At 69.1% G+C, this 15,224-nt stretch carries 16 protein-coding genes and 2 pseudogenes; 10 read left to right on the forward strand and 8 right to left on the reverse strand.

Annotated features, from left to right (window positions below):
• The first annotated feature begins 48 nt into the window (after window positions 1-48).
• Window positions 49-1,052: pseudogene (locus AVL59_RS49210) on the forward strand (IS5 family transposase).
• Between the two features lie 18 nt (window positions 1,053-1,070).
• Here AVL59_RS49210 and AVL59_RS24555 read toward each other — a convergent pair.
• On the reverse strand, window positions 1,071-1,481 hold the full coding sequence (locus AVL59_RS24555; RefSeq protein ID WP_067308153.1) for a VOC family protein: 411 nt from the start codon (window positions 1,479-1,481) through the stop codon (window positions 1,071-1,073).
• Between the two features lie 289 nt (window positions 1,482-1,770).
• Between AVL59_RS24555 and AVL59_RS54870 the strand changes: the two genes are divergently transcribed.
• The 4 genes from AVL59_RS54870 (at window position 1,771) to AVL59_RS56615 (ending at window position 4,529) form a co-directional block, all read left to right on the forward strand.
• Window positions 1,771-2,151, forward strand: coding sequence for a hypothetical protein (locus AVL59_RS54870; protein WP_237281649.1), 381 nt, complete (start codon window positions 1,771-1,773; stop codon window positions 2,149-2,151).
• A gap of 257 nt (window positions 2,152-2,408) precedes the next feature.
• On the forward strand, window positions 2,409-2,912 hold the full coding sequence (locus AVL59_RS56140; RefSeq protein ID WP_335743753.1) for an ATP-binding protein: 504 nt from the start codon (window positions 2,409-2,411) through the stop codon (window positions 2,910-2,912).
• 100 nt (window positions 2,913-3,012) lie between these two features.
• Window positions 3,013-3,812, forward strand: a protein-coding gene (locus tag AVL59_RS49215) for an IS5 family transposase (protein WP_237281881.1) whose coding sequence is annotated in 2 segments (ribosomal slippage) — window positions 3,013-3,348 and window positions 3,351-3,812 — 798 coding nt in all. Because the reading frame shifts where the segments join, the coding sequence is not laid out codon by codon here.
• 570 nt (window positions 3,813-4,382) lie between these two features.
• Window positions 4,383-4,529, forward strand: coding sequence for a hypothetical protein (locus AVL59_RS56615; RefSeq protein ID WP_418361221.1), 147 nt, complete (start codon window positions 4,383-4,385; stop codon window positions 4,527-4,529).
• Window positions 4,530-4,601: 72 nt separating this feature from the next.
• Here AVL59_RS56615 and AVL59_RS54875 read toward each other — a convergent pair.
• From AVL59_RS54875 to AVL59_RS54890, 4 genes and pseudogenes are all read right to left on the reverse strand, one after another.
• Window positions 4,602-4,802 (reverse strand): annotated as a pseudogene (locus AVL59_RS54875) (family 1 glycosylhydrolase); the annotation flags it as partial.
• A gap of 70 nt (window positions 4,803-4,872) precedes the next feature.
• Complete coding sequence (locus AVL59_RS54880) at window positions 4,873-5,103, reverse strand: carbohydrate-binding protein (RefSeq protein WP_067308156.1); 231 nt, start codon at window positions 5,101-5,103, stop codon at window positions 4,873-4,875.
• 13 nt (window positions 5,104-5,116) lie between these two features.
• On the reverse strand, window positions 5,117-5,509 hold the full coding sequence (locus AVL59_RS54885; RefSeq protein ID WP_237281650.1) for a fibronectin type III-like domain-contianing protein: 393 nt from the start codon (window positions 5,507-5,509) through the stop codon (window positions 5,117-5,119).
• On the reverse strand, window positions 5,476-6,153 hold the full coding sequence (locus AVL59_RS54890) for a glycoside hydrolase family 3 C-terminal domain-containing protein (protein WP_261340675.1): 678 nt from the start codon (window positions 6,151-6,153) through the stop codon (window positions 5,476-5,478). The genes AVL59_RS54885 and AVL59_RS54890 overlap by 34 nt, the downstream gene beginning before the upstream one ends.
• On the opposite strand from AVL59_RS54890, the gene AVL59_RS53055 reads away from it, so the two are divergent.
• The 5 genes from AVL59_RS53055 (at window position 6,048) to AVL59_RS24615 (ending at window position 10,360) form a co-directional block, all read left to right on the forward strand.
• Window positions 6,048-6,275, forward strand: coding sequence for a hypothetical protein (locus AVL59_RS53055; protein ID WP_067308165.1), 228 nt, complete (start codon window positions 6,048-6,050; stop codon window positions 6,273-6,275). The two genes, AVL59_RS54890 and AVL59_RS53055, sit on opposite strands and share 106 nt — an antisense overlap.
• A gap of 315 nt (window positions 6,276-6,590) precedes the next feature.
• Window positions 6,591-7,529: an ABC transporter ATP-binding protein gene (locus tag AVL59_RS24600; protein WP_067308169.1), complete on the forward strand. Its 939-nt coding sequence runs from the start codon at window positions 6,591-6,593 to the stop codon at window positions 7,527-7,529.
• A complete protein-coding gene (locus AVL59_RS24605) occupies window positions 7,526-8,377 on the forward strand; it encodes an ABC transporter permease (RefSeq protein WP_067308172.1) in 852 nt (283 codons plus the stop codon). The genes AVL59_RS24600 and AVL59_RS24605 overlap by 4 nt, the downstream gene beginning before the upstream one ends.
• 34 nt (window positions 8,378-8,411) lie before the next feature.
• On the forward strand, window positions 8,412-9,695 hold the full coding sequence (locus tag AVL59_RS24610) for a sensor histidine kinase (RefSeq protein ID WP_067308175.1): 1,284 nt from the start codon (window positions 8,412-8,414) through the stop codon (window positions 9,693-9,695).
• Window positions 9,692-10,360: a response regulator gene (locus AVL59_RS24615; protein WP_067308178.1), complete on the forward strand. Its 669-nt coding sequence runs from the start codon at window positions 9,692-9,694 to the stop codon at window positions 10,358-10,360. Before AVL59_RS24610 ends, AVL59_RS24615 begins: the two co-directional genes overlap by 4 nt.
• A gap of 173 nt (window positions 10,361-10,533) precedes the next feature.
• On the opposite strand, the gene AVL59_RS24620 is transcribed toward AVL59_RS24615, so the two are convergent.
• The 3 genes from AVL59_RS24620 to AVL59_RS24630 all read right to left on the reverse strand — a co-directional run bounded on the left by AVL59_RS24620 (window position 10,534) and on the right by AVL59_RS24630 (window position 15,115).
• A complete protein-coding gene (locus AVL59_RS24620) occupies window positions 10,534-11,403 on the reverse strand; it encodes an ABC transporter permease (protein WP_079146950.1) in 870 nt (289 codons plus the stop codon).
• Between the two features lie 389 nt (window positions 11,404-11,792).
• Window positions 11,793-12,998, reverse strand: coding sequence for a COG4705 family protein (locus AVL59_RS24625; protein ID WP_067308181.1), 1,206 nt, complete (start codon window positions 12,996-12,998; stop codon window positions 11,793-11,795).
• Between the two features lie 647 nt (window positions 12,999-13,645).
• Window positions 13,646-15,115: an aldehyde dehydrogenase family protein gene (locus AVL59_RS24630; RefSeq protein WP_067308184.1), complete on the reverse strand. Its 1,470-nt coding sequence runs from the start codon at window positions 15,113-15,115 to the stop codon at window positions 13,646-13,648.
• Between the last annotated feature and the right edge of the window lie 109 nt (window positions 15,116-15,224).

Genomic DNA, 15,224 nt, shown 5'->3' on the forward strand with positions numbered 1-15,224 from the left:
TGCGGGATTGGCCCTCGTAATGGAGGCCGACCCAGTAGATCGTCCTGCGTGACGCGAGTGCAACTGACCAACAACGAGTGGGAGTTCATCGGGCCATATCTGCCAATCGGTGAGTACGGCCCGTATCCCGAGCACCTACGCCAGCAGTTCGAGGGCGTGATCTGGCGGTTCAAGACCGGCGCGCAGTGGCGGGAGATGCCGCAGGAGTTCGGCGCATGGTCGACGGTCTCCAACCGCTTCCGGCAGTGGCGTGACGCCGGCGTGTTCGAGGTCCTTCTGGAGAGCCTGATCGCGGAAGCCTCGAAGCGGGGCCAGGTGGATCTGTCGCTGGTCAGCATCGACTCAACCACTGCACGTGCTCACCACGACGCCGCCGGGATGCACATGAGCAAGGACGTGCTCACCGCCCTGGAGAAGGCTGCCGCCGAGGAGGGAAAGGCCAGGTCAAAGGGGGCGGCCCGGAAGAACAAAACGGGCAGGACGCCGAAGCCGATCCCGTGAGGGAGGAACGACGACGCGTCCGGCGTCGCCGAAAGCTCCGTCTGAAGGCTGCCCTCCTGGGACGCTCGCGAGGCGGGCAGACCAGCAAGGTCCACCTCGCCGCTGACCGCAAGTGCCGCCCGCTGGCATTCGTCCTGACCGCCGGACAGGCGGCCGACAGCCCACAGTTCATCCCAGTACTGAAGAAGATCCGGGTCCGTGGGCCCGTCGGCCGCCCCCGCACCAGACCCGACGCCGTCGCCGGGGACAAGGCCTACTCGTCCCGCGGAAACCGCGCCCACCTGCGCAAACGCGGCATCAAACCCGTCATACCAGAGAAGGTGGACCAGGCCGCCAACCGGAAGAAGAAGGGCTCCCGAGGCGGCCGACCCGTCGGCCACGACGCTGACCTCTACAAGGAGAGGAACACCGTCGAGCGCCTGATCAACAAGCTCAAGGCCTGGCGAGGCATCGCCACTAGGTACGACAAGACCCCGGACAGCTACCTCGCCGGCCTCCACTTACGCGCCTCGATGATCTGGATCAAAGACCTCACCCGAGGCGCCCCTTGATCACAGCCCTGTCATGCTCTACGGGCGGGCGTAAGGCCGAGTCATGACCTCCATATTGTGACCGTCCGGGTCGTCGAAGTAGGCGCCGCGACCACCGAACAGATCGTTTACCCGGCCGGGATCGGTGTGGCCAGGGTCCGCATAGTAAGTGACCCCGACCACCTCCAGCCGGGCGATCACGGTGTCGAACTGCTCGTCAGGCACGAGGAAGGCGTAGTGCTGCGACTGGATCGGCTCGTCCCTCTTCTCGCAGTAGTCGAGCGTCACGCCATTGCCGAGGTCAACTGGCAGGAACGGCCCAAACGGTGCGCCGACTTTCAGGCCCAGGATCGCGGCGATGAACTCGGCGGACAAGTAGCGGTCGCTCGCGTAGACAGCCGTGTGGTTCAGCTGGACGCCGGCATGTGGGTACGGATGGTTGTAGGACATCAGTGGTGGGTCTCCGGTCTTGGGATCCGTTTGAAAGGCGCCGTACGCAGGCGCCGGGAGCAAAGACGCGGAGAAGGAGGCGGGCCTCTGGCCCGCCTCGGGCTCACGCCGAGGCCGGGAAACTCACTCGTGCATGGCTCAAGGCCGACCCGGCAGTCACGCTACCGACCCTAGTGATCACCGCAGGCGAGGGCAACACCGTTCCTCGGCCGTGCTCCGGCCGCAGATCGAACCGCTGTCTTTGGTGATCACGACTCAATACGTGCCCTAGGGGGAGCGCTCGGGCGAAGTGCTGCGCGGCGCGCCTGTCGTGGCCGGAGTCGTGGGCCATCCATCCGGCCATCTCGGTCAGCGCGGCTGCTGCGGCGAAGACCTGCGAGCCGCTGCCGAGGTCGACCAGCCGGGGCACCACCCTGCCCGACAGGTGCCGGACGACGGCCCCGTACAACCGGCCGCCGCCGGTCTGCCGGTCAGCGCTGCGGAAGTGGTCCATGGCCACCAGGTCGTCACCGTCCGGCGGCGGATGGTCGGCCCGCTGATGCTCGGCAGTTGCCGGCGCAGGCTCCCACGACTGGCGAGCCAGCCCCAGCAGATGACCGGGGATGTGGAAGGCGTCGGCGATCTGCTCGAACAGCGTCAGCTTCTCTACTGGCTCTTGCCGTTCATGTAGTCGTACAGGCGACCCTGCGTGATGTCGACGGCTGCAGCGATACGCCGCGTACTGACGCCGCGCGCATTGAGCATGCGGAACACCGCGCCCATGTCCCCTGAGTAGCGGTGAGTCGATGCTATGCCCAACGGCCTTGAGGTGACTCCGGGTTGGAGTCACCTTCTGGAGTCTCCCCAGCCCCTGGCGTCGTCGTTGACTGTCTGTCAGCCGCCAAGGGGGTGTACCCGTGAACGCCCCCTCGTGGCCGTCCCGCCAGCGTGCTTCTCCCCCGAGGTATCGCGGACGAGACATCCCCCAACCGCCCCGACCAAGGCGTTGACGATGACCATGACCGACGAGCAGGTGAGACCCGGCCGGCAGCACCCCCACCAAAGCGTCACCCTCGCGAACCTCGCGAACGAGGCCGCAACCGTTCCGGTAGCGCGTCAGATAGTCGTGAGGCATGCGGCACGTGGGGCATGGGCGTCGACGCCGCGGAGACCGGCGCACTCCTGATGTCCGAACTCGTCACCAACGCAGTGCGGCACGGTCACTCTCACAGCGTCCGCGTGATCGCCGAGCAGCGCCGACCCGACCGCCTTCGCGTCGCCGTGGTCGACAAGTCCCGCCGCATGCCCGAGATGCACCACGCCAAGCCGGAGGCCTTCGGCGGCCGGGGCCTGCTCTTGGTCGACCTTATTTCCGACCGATGGGGAACCGACCTCCTTCCGTGGGGGAAACGGGTCTGGGCTGAGATCGTGATCAAGGCGGCCGACCAGTGACCGGCCGCCACCGCCTGCCCGAGCCGGACGGGGTGACCGCCGGTGCGAGCCTCTTAGAGGTCATCTCATTTGGGGTGTTCGATAGGCTCCAGATGTGGGGATCGTTGAGCGGCTTGTGCCGGATGAGCTGTGGGAGTTGTTCCAGCGAGTGGTTCCGGAGGCGCCGAGTCGGCCTCAGGGTGGTGGCCGGCGCCGGCACGGCGACCGGGAGGTGTTGGCTGCGATCGTGTTCGTGGCCACGTCGGGCTGCACGTGGCAGCAACTGCCGTCCGCCTCGTTCGGGCTTTCAGGGCCCACGGCTCACCGGCGCTTCGCCGAGTGGTCGAAGGCCCGGGTGTGGGCGAAGCTCCATCGCCTGGTCCTCGACGAACTCGGCTCTCGCGGTGAACTGGACTGGTCTCGCTGCGCGATCGACTCGGTGAACATGCGAGCCCTGAAAAAGGGGACCTGACAGGTCCGAATCCGGTGGATCGCGGCAAGTACGGTTCAAAGATCCACTTGATCACCGAGCGTACCGGGCTGCCCCTGTCCGTCGGGATATCCGGTGCCAACCTGCACGACAGCCAGGCCCTCGAACCGCTCGTGCGAGGCATCCCACCCATTCGCTCCCGGCGCGGACCGCGCCGACGACGGCCCGCCAAACTCCACGGCGACAAAGGCTACGACTACAACCACCTGCGCCGATGGTTACGCAGCCGCGGCATCCGACATCGCATCGCCCGCAAAGGCATCGAGCCCTCCACACGGCTGGGCCGCCACCGCTGGACGATCGAACGCACCATGGCCTGGCTCGCCGGATGCCGCCGCCTCCACCGCCGCTACGAACGCAAAGCCGAACACTTCCTGGCCTTCACCAGCATCGCCTGCACCCTCATCTGCTACCGCAGACTCACCAAATGAGATGACTTCTTAGGCGCCGTCGTCGTCGGCTTCGGGCTGGTGGCGTCGATCGTGACCAGCGAGGCCCGGACTGCCCCAGCACTCACCGCGTACTCCGTCCCACACGCCGAGCTGCCTGCAACAGTCCTCACCGCGGTCCACGTGGACACGCAGCACACCTGCTGCTGTGGCCCACGGGCCACCTCATGATCCCCGCCCCGGGGCCGGTCGCCACGCCCCGCACCCGGCCACCGGGGTGGAAGCAACCCTCGCGCGGTGCACCCGCCGCACAAGCGCGGGCCTGGTCCCCGCCCCTCGTCGGGGACCACCAAGCCGCCCGCCCAATCCCCTGAGGCGGGGGCCCCCGATGCGCCCGGCCGGGCCCCTCGCCATCTGGAATCACCAGAGGGCGAGGGACACCGTTGGATCACCTGCGAGACGAAGGAGACTCATGCAGCAGCCCTTAACGTCAGCCGAACTCATGACCACCAGCAGCGGCGTGACCCTGGTGGACGTCGCCACCGGATCACAGGCGTGGACCGAACCGGCCGGGGACGGCTGGACCGTTCACCAACACGGCCCCCTCGCTCTGTGGGGTCCGTGGAAGACGCCCTCATCACCTGGCAGAGTGCAGGCTCGCCCGCGCTGTCCGGCCTCGGCCTGACCGTGGACACCGACGGCACACAACGCGTCTGGCTCGGAGACCCCGACGGCCCCTCCTGGAACCTGCCGGTCTGACCCCGAACACACGCAACGCAGCCCCTCCTGGGGCGGGCGCTTCTGCTTCACACTGGCGGCTCCCTTACTGCTGCGTTCCACCCGGTCGCCGTCGCGGTCGGCGGCGAGCGCCGCGAACGCCTCGCCGGTCTCCCGCACGCGCCAACCCCCACAGTCCTCCAGGACCTGCGGGAGGTTCCAGTCGTAGAGGGTGACGGCGGGAGTGACACCGGCGGCCAGCAGGTCGTCGATGAGGCGGTCGTAGTAGTCCAGGCCCTTGGTGCATGGGCGCCCTCGATCTGGCAGGCGGACGTGGCCGCGCCTCAGAGGAAGCCGACGGGCAGCGCCGGGAAGGGGGCGCTGCTCACCGGGCATCGTCCTCGCTCCGCGGGGCAGGCGCGCCGTCTCCCGCGAGTGCGTCATCCGGTGCGGTGAAGCGGAAGGAAGCCAGCCGGAAGTCGCCGTTCAGGGTGAGCCGCAGATCGTGGTGGCCTTCGGCAGGTGGCGCCGTCTCGGCGCTGACGGTCGTCCAGGTGTGGCGGTCGCCGGTGACCGGTACGGCGGTCTCCGCGACGAGGTGGTCTCCTGCCCGCACCTCCAGCCGCGCCTCACCCGGTCCGGCGGTCTCGCGCGACCTCGGCCTCGAAGCGGGCGGCACCGGACAGGTCCGCGGCGCGGAACAGCAGGGTCGCGGGGTGAGCGGGATCCGCCGGGGCGACGGCATCGCCCCGGGCACGGGTGGCGTCGACCAGGCTGACGTCCGTGTAGTCGTCGAAGTCGGCGGCCAGGGTACGCCGGCTCACCAGTGCCCGAGGTGCGGCCTGGGTACCGCTGACGGTGAGCGGCGCGCTGAGGACGATGTCCGCGGCAGAGCGGGCGAGGAGCACCTCATAGCGGCCGGGATCGACGGTGAAGGCGCCCGTGGCGACGTCCCAGTGCGCCATCCGTTCGGATGGCAGACGGAAGGTCACCTCCCCGCTGTGCCCTGGTTCGAGCCGCACCTTGCGGAAGTCCGCGAGCCGGAGCCGGGGGCCTCGTAGCGGGTGCCGACCGCACGGACGTAGAGCTGGACCACCTCGCTCCCGGACCGGGTGCCCGTGTTGGCCAGGGTCACTGAGACGTCCACTGCGCCCTCCTGGACCAAGACCGGGCTGAACAGCCGCAGGTCGCGGTAGGTGAAGTCGGCGTACGACAGGCCGTGTCCGAAGGGGTACAGGGGTGCGGACCGGTGGTACTGGTACGTCCAGCCCGCCTTGATGATGTCGTAGTCGAGCGGGTGCGGCAGTGAGTCCTCGCCCCGGTACCAGGTCTGCGGCAGCCGGCCGGCGGGGTCGGCCGCGCCGAGCAGGACTGCGGCCAGGGCCCGGCCCGTCTCCTGTCCGCCGTGGGAGGTCCACAGCACGGCCGACAGATGGGCGTCGGCCCAGTCGACGGCGTAGGGGTAACTGCTCATGACGACCAGCGCGGTCTCCGGGCGGACCGCGGCGACCGCGCGCAGCAGCGCCTCCTGGGTCTCGGGCAGGCCGATCCCGGTAGGCCGTGGCCGACGAGCAGCTGGTGGGCGGCGGCCGGGGCGCCCCGTCCCTCCCGCACGCCGGGCGCGTGCCGGCCTTCGACGTCCGCTGGTCGACCCCGCCGAGGCCACTCCGCTCCCCGATGTCCCCGTCGTGGTCGGCGACGAGGAGCTCGCGGGCGGCCTCCCACAGCGTGCGGTCGGCGACGGCGCCGGTGAAGAGCGCCTCCACCAGTGCCGAGCGGCGCGCCTGACGTCGCGGGGTCGGCTACGCGGAGCTGGACGAGCGCAGCGCAGCGCCGCCACGCTGCTACGGGCCCGAGGGTGTACGGCCGGGAGACCGGGTCGCTCTGAGCCACGTGCGTGTGCTTGGGCCTGCCGAGGGTCGCGAACGCCGCGGTCGCCTCGATGGTCGCCGTCACTGACCGCCGGCGTCCGTAGTACCCCGGTACTACCCGCCCGGCACTGTTCAGCCCCCGGTACCACCGGATCAGGGAGATCGCGGACTTAGCGTCGAGGAGGAGGCGTCAGGCGTGCCGGACGCCGCACCCCGAGAGAGAGAAACGCGAATGATCGACGCACAGCAGCTCACCAAGAGGTACGGGGAGAAGACCGCCGTCGACGGTCTGGACTTCGCCGTGAAGCCGGGCACGGTGACCGGCTTCCTGGGGCCCAACGGTGCGGGCAAGTCCACGACGATGCGCATGATCGTTGGTCTGGACGCGCCGACGAGCGGCTCCGTCACGGTGAACGGGCAGCGCTATGCCTGGCACCAGGCGCCGTTGCAGGAGGTGGGGGCGCTGCTGGAGGCGAAGTCGATCCACCCGGGCCGCTCGGCCTACAACCACCTGCGGGCGCTCGCGCTGACCCATGGCATTCCGCGTCGTCGGGTCGACGAGGTCATCGAACTGGCCGGTCTCGGCAGCGTCGCGAAGAAGCGGGCCGGTGCCTTCTCCCTCGGCATGGGCCAGCGACTCGGCATAGCGGCCGCGCTGCTCGGCGATCCGCAGACCGTGATGCTGGACGAGCCTGTCAACGGACTGGACCCGGAGGGCGTCCTCTGGATCCGGAACCTGCTCACCTCCCTCGCGGCCGAGGGGCGCACGGTGTTCGTCTCCTCGCATCTGATGAGCGAGGTGGCCCTGGTGGCGGATCACCTGATCGTCGTCGGGCGTGGCCGGCTGCTGGCCGACACGACCGTGCAGGACCTGGTCCGCGAGGCGGGCGGCGACACCGTGAAGGTCGCGACGGACGACCCCGCGCGGCTGCGGGACGCCCTGGCCGGGCCGGACGTGGAGATCACCGGCCGCATCGGCTCCGAGGAACTGCAGGTGACCGGGATGTCCGCCCGCGAGATCGGGCTGAAGGCGGCCGAGCACGGGATCCCTCTGTTCGAACTGACCACGAAGGCGGTGTCGCTGGAGGAGGCCTTCATGGAACTGACCAGGGACGCCGTGGAATACCACGGCTCCACGACCGGCATCGAGACCTCCGGGAGCGCGGCATGACCACCCTCACGGCAACACCCGAGACCCCCGAGACCGCCCCGGCCGCTCCCACCAGGTCCGCCTACCGGGTGACCGGACGGCGCGTGCTGTCCTCGGAATGGGCCAAGCTCTGGTCCCTGCGCTCCACCTGGATCACCCTCGGCCTGGGCCTGCTGTTCCTCGTCGCCTTCGGCGTCATCGCCGCGAGCCACTACAAGTCCAATCTCGACTCCGGTCGGCACATGGACCGCGACTTCGCCACCTCGACGGCCGTGAGCCTGTCCCTCTTCGGCACGAACTTCGCCCAGCTGGCCCTCGGCGTCCTCGGCGTGCTGGTCACGGCCGGCGAGTACTCCACCGGCATGATCCGCTCGACCCTCGCGGCCGTACCGCGCCGGCTGCCCGTGCTGTGGTCCAAGGCGGCCGTCTACGGGCTGGTCGCGCTGGTGATCGCCACCATCGGCGCGTTCATCGCCTTCCTCGTCAGCAGCCAGATCGTCTCCGGCACGCCCGCCGCCATGGGCCTCGGCCACACCGGTGTCATCCGCAGTCTGTTCGGGGCCGGTCTCTACCTGGGCCTGGTCGGCGTGATCGGCGCCGCGCTCGGCGCGCTGCTGCGGTCGGTGGCCGGCGGCATCTCGGTACTCGTCGCCGCCCTCATGCTCGTACCCGGCCTGATCTCGCTGCTGCCCACCTCGTGGCAGAGCCACATCGACCCCTACCTGCCGAGCCACGCGGGCGAGTCGATCTTCGCGCTGACGCACGACTCCACCACCCTGTCGCCCGGTGCGGGACTCCTGGTCTTTCTGGGGTGGACGGTTCTGGCACTGATCGGGGCGGCCTACCGGCTGGTGCGCAGCGACGTCTGAGTACCAGCACCTGCATCATGGTCTGGTGAATTCCATGACCACCGAAGATCTCGGCGGGATGGGGCCGCTGGTCGCCCGGCTCGGCCGGGCCGGCCAGCGGCTCCGGCACGCCGACCAGGCCCGTCCGTGGGTGCTCGACACCGCGGTGGTGGTCCTGGTCTTCCTGATGTTCTGCCTGCCGGACCTGCTCCACGGGATGGATGGGGACGGCGACGGCCCACGCCGCTTCCGGCTGGCATTCACCCACGTGCCCACCACCGGCATGCTGGCTCTGCAAGCGGGGATGGTACTGCCACTGCTGTGGCGACGGCGGGCGCCCGCGATGGCGTTCGGCGCCATCACTGCCGTATTCGTCCTCCAGTGGTCCCTGGGCGCCGCACTCCGTGCGGACGCCGCACTCTTCGTCGCCCTCTACAGCCTGGCCCTCCATGGACGACTGCGACAGCTGCCGTGGGCCTGTGCGGTCACGGCGGGTGCACTGGGCCTGGTCGCGGCGCGGATCTCGGCCGTGGTGTCGGTCTGGGACGTACTGTTCTTCCTGCTCAGCACGGCGACCGCGGCCCTCGCGCTCGGCCTGGTGATCCGTATCCGGCGGGCTCAGCTGGCCGGGCTGCGGGACCGTGCGGCACGGCTGGAGATCGAACGCGACCAGCGCGGCAGGCTCGCCGTCGCGGCAGAGCGAGCGCGGGTGGCTCGAGAGATGCACGACATCGTCGGCCACAACCTGTCCGTCATCATCACGCTCGCCGACGCGGGCGCCTACGCCACGGCCGTGACTCCGGAACGGGGCAAGGAGGCCCTGCACCTCATCGGCGACACCGGCCGTCAGGCCCTGAGCGAACTGCGCCGGGTGCTCGGCGTGCTGCGCGAGGCGGACGGTCCCCCGGCCGAGCCCGAGCTGAGCCCGCAGCCCGGTCTCGCGGACATCGACGCGCTGTGCGAGGGAGTGCGCGCCGCCGGCCTGGAGGTCGTCTACCGTACGGCCGGAGACATCGACGCCCTCAACAGCGGAGTGCAGCTCACGGTCTACCGCATCGTGCAGGAGGCCCTGACGAACACCCTCAAACACGCCGGCGCCGGGGCGCGTGCGAACCTGGCGATCGTCGTGGAGGACACACGGCTGACCATCACCGTCCAGGACACCGGCCCGCCCGATCCGGACGGCCGATCCGGCACGGCGAACGAGGAAGGACACGGCCTGGTGGGCATGCGAGAACGAGCAGCTCTCTACAGCGGACACGTCAGCGCGGGCCCAGCCGGCGCCGGCTGGTCGGTGCGGGCCGCACTCGAGCTCACACCCCATGGCGGTGCCCGGTGACCACCGTGCTCATCGTCGACGACCAGCCGCTGCAGCGGTACGGCTTCCGGATGCTCCTCGACTCCGTGACCGAGACGGAAGTCGTCGGCGAGGCCGCGCACGGCACCGAAGCCGTGCGCAAGGCCGCTCAACTCCGGCCCGACGTCGTCCTCATGGACGTACGTATGCCGGGCATGGACGGCATCGAGGCGACTCGCGGGATCGTCGCCGCCGGCGACCGCTCCCGCGTCCTGGTCCTGACCACTTTCGACCTCGACGAGTACGTGTACGCGGCTCTGCGTGCCGGGGCCAGCGGCTTCCTCCTCAAGGACGCCCGGCCCGAGGAACTCCTGGCAGGCATCCGCGCGGTGGCCGCCGGAGACGCGGTGATCGCCCCTGCGCTCACCCGCCGCCTGTTGCACGAATTCGCGCGGCTCGTGCCGCCCAACGCCAACGGCTCCGCTCAAGACTCGAGGTTGAGTTCCCTCACCGACCGCGAACGCGAGATCCTCGTGGCGATCGGCAAGGGCTGGACGAACGGCGAGATCGCCGAGCGTTTCGTCCTCTCGGAATCCACGGTGAAGACCCACGTCGGTCGCGTTCTGTCCAAGATCGGCGCCCGCGACCGCATCCAGGCAGTGATCTTCGCCTACGACCACGGACTGACCCGGCCCCAAGCGGGCTGAGCAAGCAGAGTCAGCCGTCGGCGGGCAATCCAGAGCAGAGATGGGGTGACATCAGTTCCCCAGGCGGTGGCAAGGTTCCGCCTGCCCGACCTGGCGACCGTCATGACCAGGGGCTCTGTTCCCAGCTGCCGTGAGCAGGTCAGGAACGCCCGACAACAGGGCTGGTCGCCGGGTCACTGCCCGACGTTGCTTGCGCCGGGCCGACTGGCTGTCGGTGCCGGCGCCTTTGGGAGCCTTCTCGACTTGGACGGGGAACTCGCGTGTGTACTCAGCGCGGATCGATACAGGCGGTGCCGCGCCACGAGCTCAAGGGTCACCGCCACGGCTATGGCCTGCACGGCCATGAGCGCGATGAGGACGAACAGCTGCACCGCCCCGGCCAGGACGGGACTGGACCCTCCCAGGAGCATGCCAACGAACGCCCCGGGGAGCGTGACCAGACCGACAGTACGGGTCTGGTCCAGGCCGGGCAGGAGAGCGTCGGAGGCCGCAGGACGCGCGATCTCCATCCGGGCATCCCGATCCGACAATCCCAGTGCCATCGCGGCTTCCACCTCACCGCGTCGCTGGGACAGTTCGTCCAGGGCGCGACGTCCAGCAAGCACAGTCGCGGTGAGTGCGCCACCGATGAGGATGCCCGTGACGGGGATCAGGGTCACGCTTTCCAGTGGGACGAGCCCCGTGCCGAGGAGCGCCACTACGACCGGTAGAACGCCGGCGGCAATCGGCGCGGCCGCCAACCACCACGTGTGATTGCCGGTGATTCTCCGTCCGGCCGTGCGAACGGCCACCGTGAGCATGAGGACGAGGAACACCAGCAGTCCCGGCACCGACTCGACGGCCCAGGTGATGACCACCGAAACCAGGGCGAGTTGGACGACGGCGCGAAGGCCTGCGACAAGGATCTCCCGGGCACGGCTCTTGTGCGGGTGCGGATCGAGATGACACCACCCTGCGATCGCCGTCGCCAGGAACAGCAGAGCGGCGAGCAGAATGCCGAGGGTCGTGTTGACTGGCACCAGAGATGCTGCACTCGACGTCACGTTCCCCACCTCGACGGACTACGGCAGGAGCCGATTCGCTGCTCGACCGTCCCGCCCCGAATGGCTCAGCCGGCCAAATGCGCAGTGCGCATCCGCTTCGGTCTGTGTTCTGGATCCGGAGGCAATCCTGACAGGAGCGGCCACGAAGACCGAACGTGACCGGGCTTGCGTGTGGGATCGACTCGGCTCGTCATCGATGAGATTCCGGAAATGGTGCACCGCTGCCCGACAGCTACACCCGCTTCGGTGGCAGCCAATCGGCAATCATGATCAGCCACTTGGCCGACCTGACGACCCCGGCCAGTTGGCGATCCACGAGCCGAGTGAAGTCCGGGATGTTGACTGCCCCGACGCAGGGGATGTGTCGGGGCAGTCCTCATCGCGATTGGTCAGCCGAGAGAGGTGAGGAGCGTGTTGAGTGCCTTGACCTCGGTGGCCTTGTCGGGGTTCGGGGCGCGTAGTGCCTTCAGGACCTGGTCGATCTCGCTGTCGAGGAAGTGCCACGACTGCTCGCTCTTGGGCTCGAGGGTGGGCTGGTCGTCGTCCCAAGCGGTCTCGAGGTCCGTCACTCGGGTGGTCGCGGCCCGCTGATTGCCCGCATTGAGCTTTGCCCGGGTGTCAGCCGTGATCGTGCGGAACTTCGCGATCTCAGCCGGAGGGAACGGTGACGTCGCCTGCTCCGGGGTGAGATGGGCGGTTACCGGCGCGGGGGCGTCATCCTCGCCGGCCGCGGCCGCGTGAGGCTGGTTGTGTGCCCAGACGAGCAGCGCCGCGGTCGCAACCGCTACAACGGCGTAGTAACCGAGCATGATCCGCTCACGTGCCGGGTTCAGCGCTCGTGGGGTATCGGTCAGGTCCCGGGTTTCGATGACATCACTTCGGCTGAGCGTGAGGTACACGACCGTAGCAAGGATGGCGGCCAGGAAGATCACGCTGGTCACCGCGGTGCCGAGACCCAGGCCCCCGTCGCCGCTGGGCGAGCCGAGCCAGTCGCCGAGGTTGGCGCCGAGCGGGCGAGTGAGGATGTAGGCCAGCCAGAAGGAGAGCACTGCGTTGGCGCCGAGGCGCCATCCAAGGACGATCGCGACAATCAACCCGAGAGGCAGGAACACGGAGACGCCCGGGGTCCAGCCGGTCAGGTCCAGGGTCCAGTCGCCGGTGGCGGTGCCGAGGGCAAAAGTGACCAGCACCGCGAGCCAGTAGAAGAGCTCACGGGGACGGGTGGTGATGCTGTGGACCGACAGGGTCCGCTCGCGGGCGTACCAGATGCCGAAGACAACGGCGAGGACGCCGGCGAACACGCTACTGCTCAGCGCGAGGGGAACGCCCTGACTGTCGGTGAGGATGTCGGTGTAGAGAGTACCCGTCACACTCACTACCACGACGGTGAGCCAGTACACGAACGGGATGTAGCGCTTGGTGGTGAGTTGCCAGCCCATGACGCCCGCCAGAACGACGGTGAAGATCAATGCGGTATTGATCAGGCCGACACCGAGGTTCATGTTGATCCAGTCGGCGAAGCTCTCGCCGACCGTGGTGCACAAGATCTTGATGATCCAAAACCAGATCGTGACCTCGGGAACCTTGTTCAGCATCTGCCTGGCAGGCGTCCGACGACTCTCGGAGGAGAGGCGGTGAGAGGCCGCCCCGGCCGGCTGCTCACCGGCTCGCTGCTGGGTACCTGCCCCTGGAACCACCGGACTCTCAGACGTTTCATAGGTCATGCTGCACGACAGTGCCATCGGGTCCCTGAATGCATCCTGACTGCCACCGTCACTCGCTCCGCCCATGCCGAATGAGCAGCACGGCGCCATGCACATGCACACACGCCTTCTCAGCAGGGCGACCCTCCGTCCCGCCCCTACCCAGATGGCGGGACACCGAGCGTTCGACACCGGCGGCTTTCCCTATCGCGTAGCTCGCCGACAGCGGTACGACCGCCCCCGCCGGGGCGGAGACGCTTGAGCGGGACTTCCACGACGCCGTCCGTATCGCCCACGCCGGCTGCGCCGCCATCCTCGCGCTCCACAAGGATCCCGCGCGGCCGATGACCCACAAGGTCCTCCATGGCGAGCACAACACGCTGCACATCGGGGGCGAGGAGATCCAGGTGATCTATCCGGGCGCCAACCACGAAGCCGGGAAACACTCTCACCTGCTTTCCCGGCAGCGGCCGGTGGCCTCCTCGCCCACGACGCCATCCTCGAACATCGACTTCGACACCTACGTCGGCGGTCGCGGCTCAGATCGGGAAGTGGGCGTGACCGCGGGCCTGGACCGTCACCCAGCGAATGTCGGTGAACGCGTCGACGCCCGCCTGGCCGCCGAAGCGGCCGTAGCCGGAGTCCTTCACCCCGCCGAACGGGGCCTGGGGTTCATCTGCGATCGACTGGTCGTTGATGTGGACGATCCCGGTGCGCAGCCGGGAGGCGACCTCGAGACCTGCGCGCAGGTCCTCCGTGATGACACCGGCGGTCAGCCCGTGGGGGGTGTCGTTGGCGAGGGCGACCGCTTCCTCGGCGCTGTCGACCACGTGCACCACGGTGACCGGGCCGAAGGTCTCGTCGTAGTAGATCTTCATGTCCTTGGTGACACCGGTGAGCACCACCGGGCGGATCAGTGTGTCCGGTCCCTCGGACCGGCCGGTGCCCGCGGCGAGGGCCGCTCCCCGGGCGAGGGCATCCTCGACAAGCGCGGTGATGCGCCGCGCCGCTCGGGAGTTGATGACGGGCCCGACGGCGGTGGCGGAGTGGGAAGGGTCGCCGCAGTCCAGCTGCGCCACCCGGGCGGCGAACTTCTCGGTGAACTCCTCGGCGAGCGAGCGGTGGACGATGATCCGGTCCAGACACATGCAGATCTGGCCGGAGTTCATGAAGGAGCCGAAGACGGCCGCGTCCACGGCGTAGTCGACGTCCGCGTCCTCCAGGACCACCAGGGCGTTCTTACCGCCGAGTTCGAGGACAGCGGGCTTGAGGTGCTGGGCGGCCCGGACTCCGATGGCCCGGCCCACCTCTGTCGAGCCGGTGAAGTTGACCATGCGCACCCGCGGGTCCGCGATGAGCGCGCCGACCACATCGGGGGCGTCCGCACGGTCGTTGGTGACGACGTTGAGCACGCCCGCGGGCAGTCCGGCCTCGTGCAGGACGTCGGCGATGAGCAGGCCGCAGGCGATCGGGGCGTCCTCACTGGGCTTCATCACGACGGTGTTGCCGACGGCGAGCGGCAGCGCGACCGCGCGCACTCCGAGGATCACGGGTGCGTTCCACGGTGAGATGGCGGCGACGACGCCCTTGGGAACACGCGTCTGGGCGGAGATGACTCCGTCGGCGTCGGTCGCGAGCAACTGGCCGGTGGGCTGGCTGACGGCGGCGGCCGCTTCCAGCAGGATGTCGGCAGCGAGCCGGGCGTTGAAGGCCGCCCATGGGGCGGTGCCGCCGACTTCAGCGGCCATGATCCGCACGATGTCGTCGCTGCGGTCGGCCATCAGCCGGGCCGCCTCGAGGAAGATCTGCCGGCGGGTGGCGGGCTTGGTGGCCGACCACTGCGCGAAGGCGGCGTCGGCGGCGTCCACCGCCCGGGTCACGTCCTGGACGGTTGCGGCGGCGACCTCGGCGTAGACCTCTCCGGTCCAGGGATTGGTGTCGGAGGTGGTGCGGGCGGAAGAGGCGGGAACCTCGCGGCCGTTGATGATCAGGCCTCGGGTGGCGGACACGGGCTGCTCCGGTTCAGGTAGATCGGACGGGCGAGTGGTCAGGCGGTTGGTCGGTTGGCTGGTCTGGCGTGTCGGCTGGGTGAGAGCCGGGCCGCCGGACGCGAAAGAG

The sequence above is a fragment of the Streptomyces griseochromogenes genome (assembly GCF_001542625.1).
Classification (GTDB): Bacteria; Actinomycetota; Actinomycetes; order Streptomycetales; family Streptomycetaceae; genus Streptomyces; species Streptomyces griseochromogenes.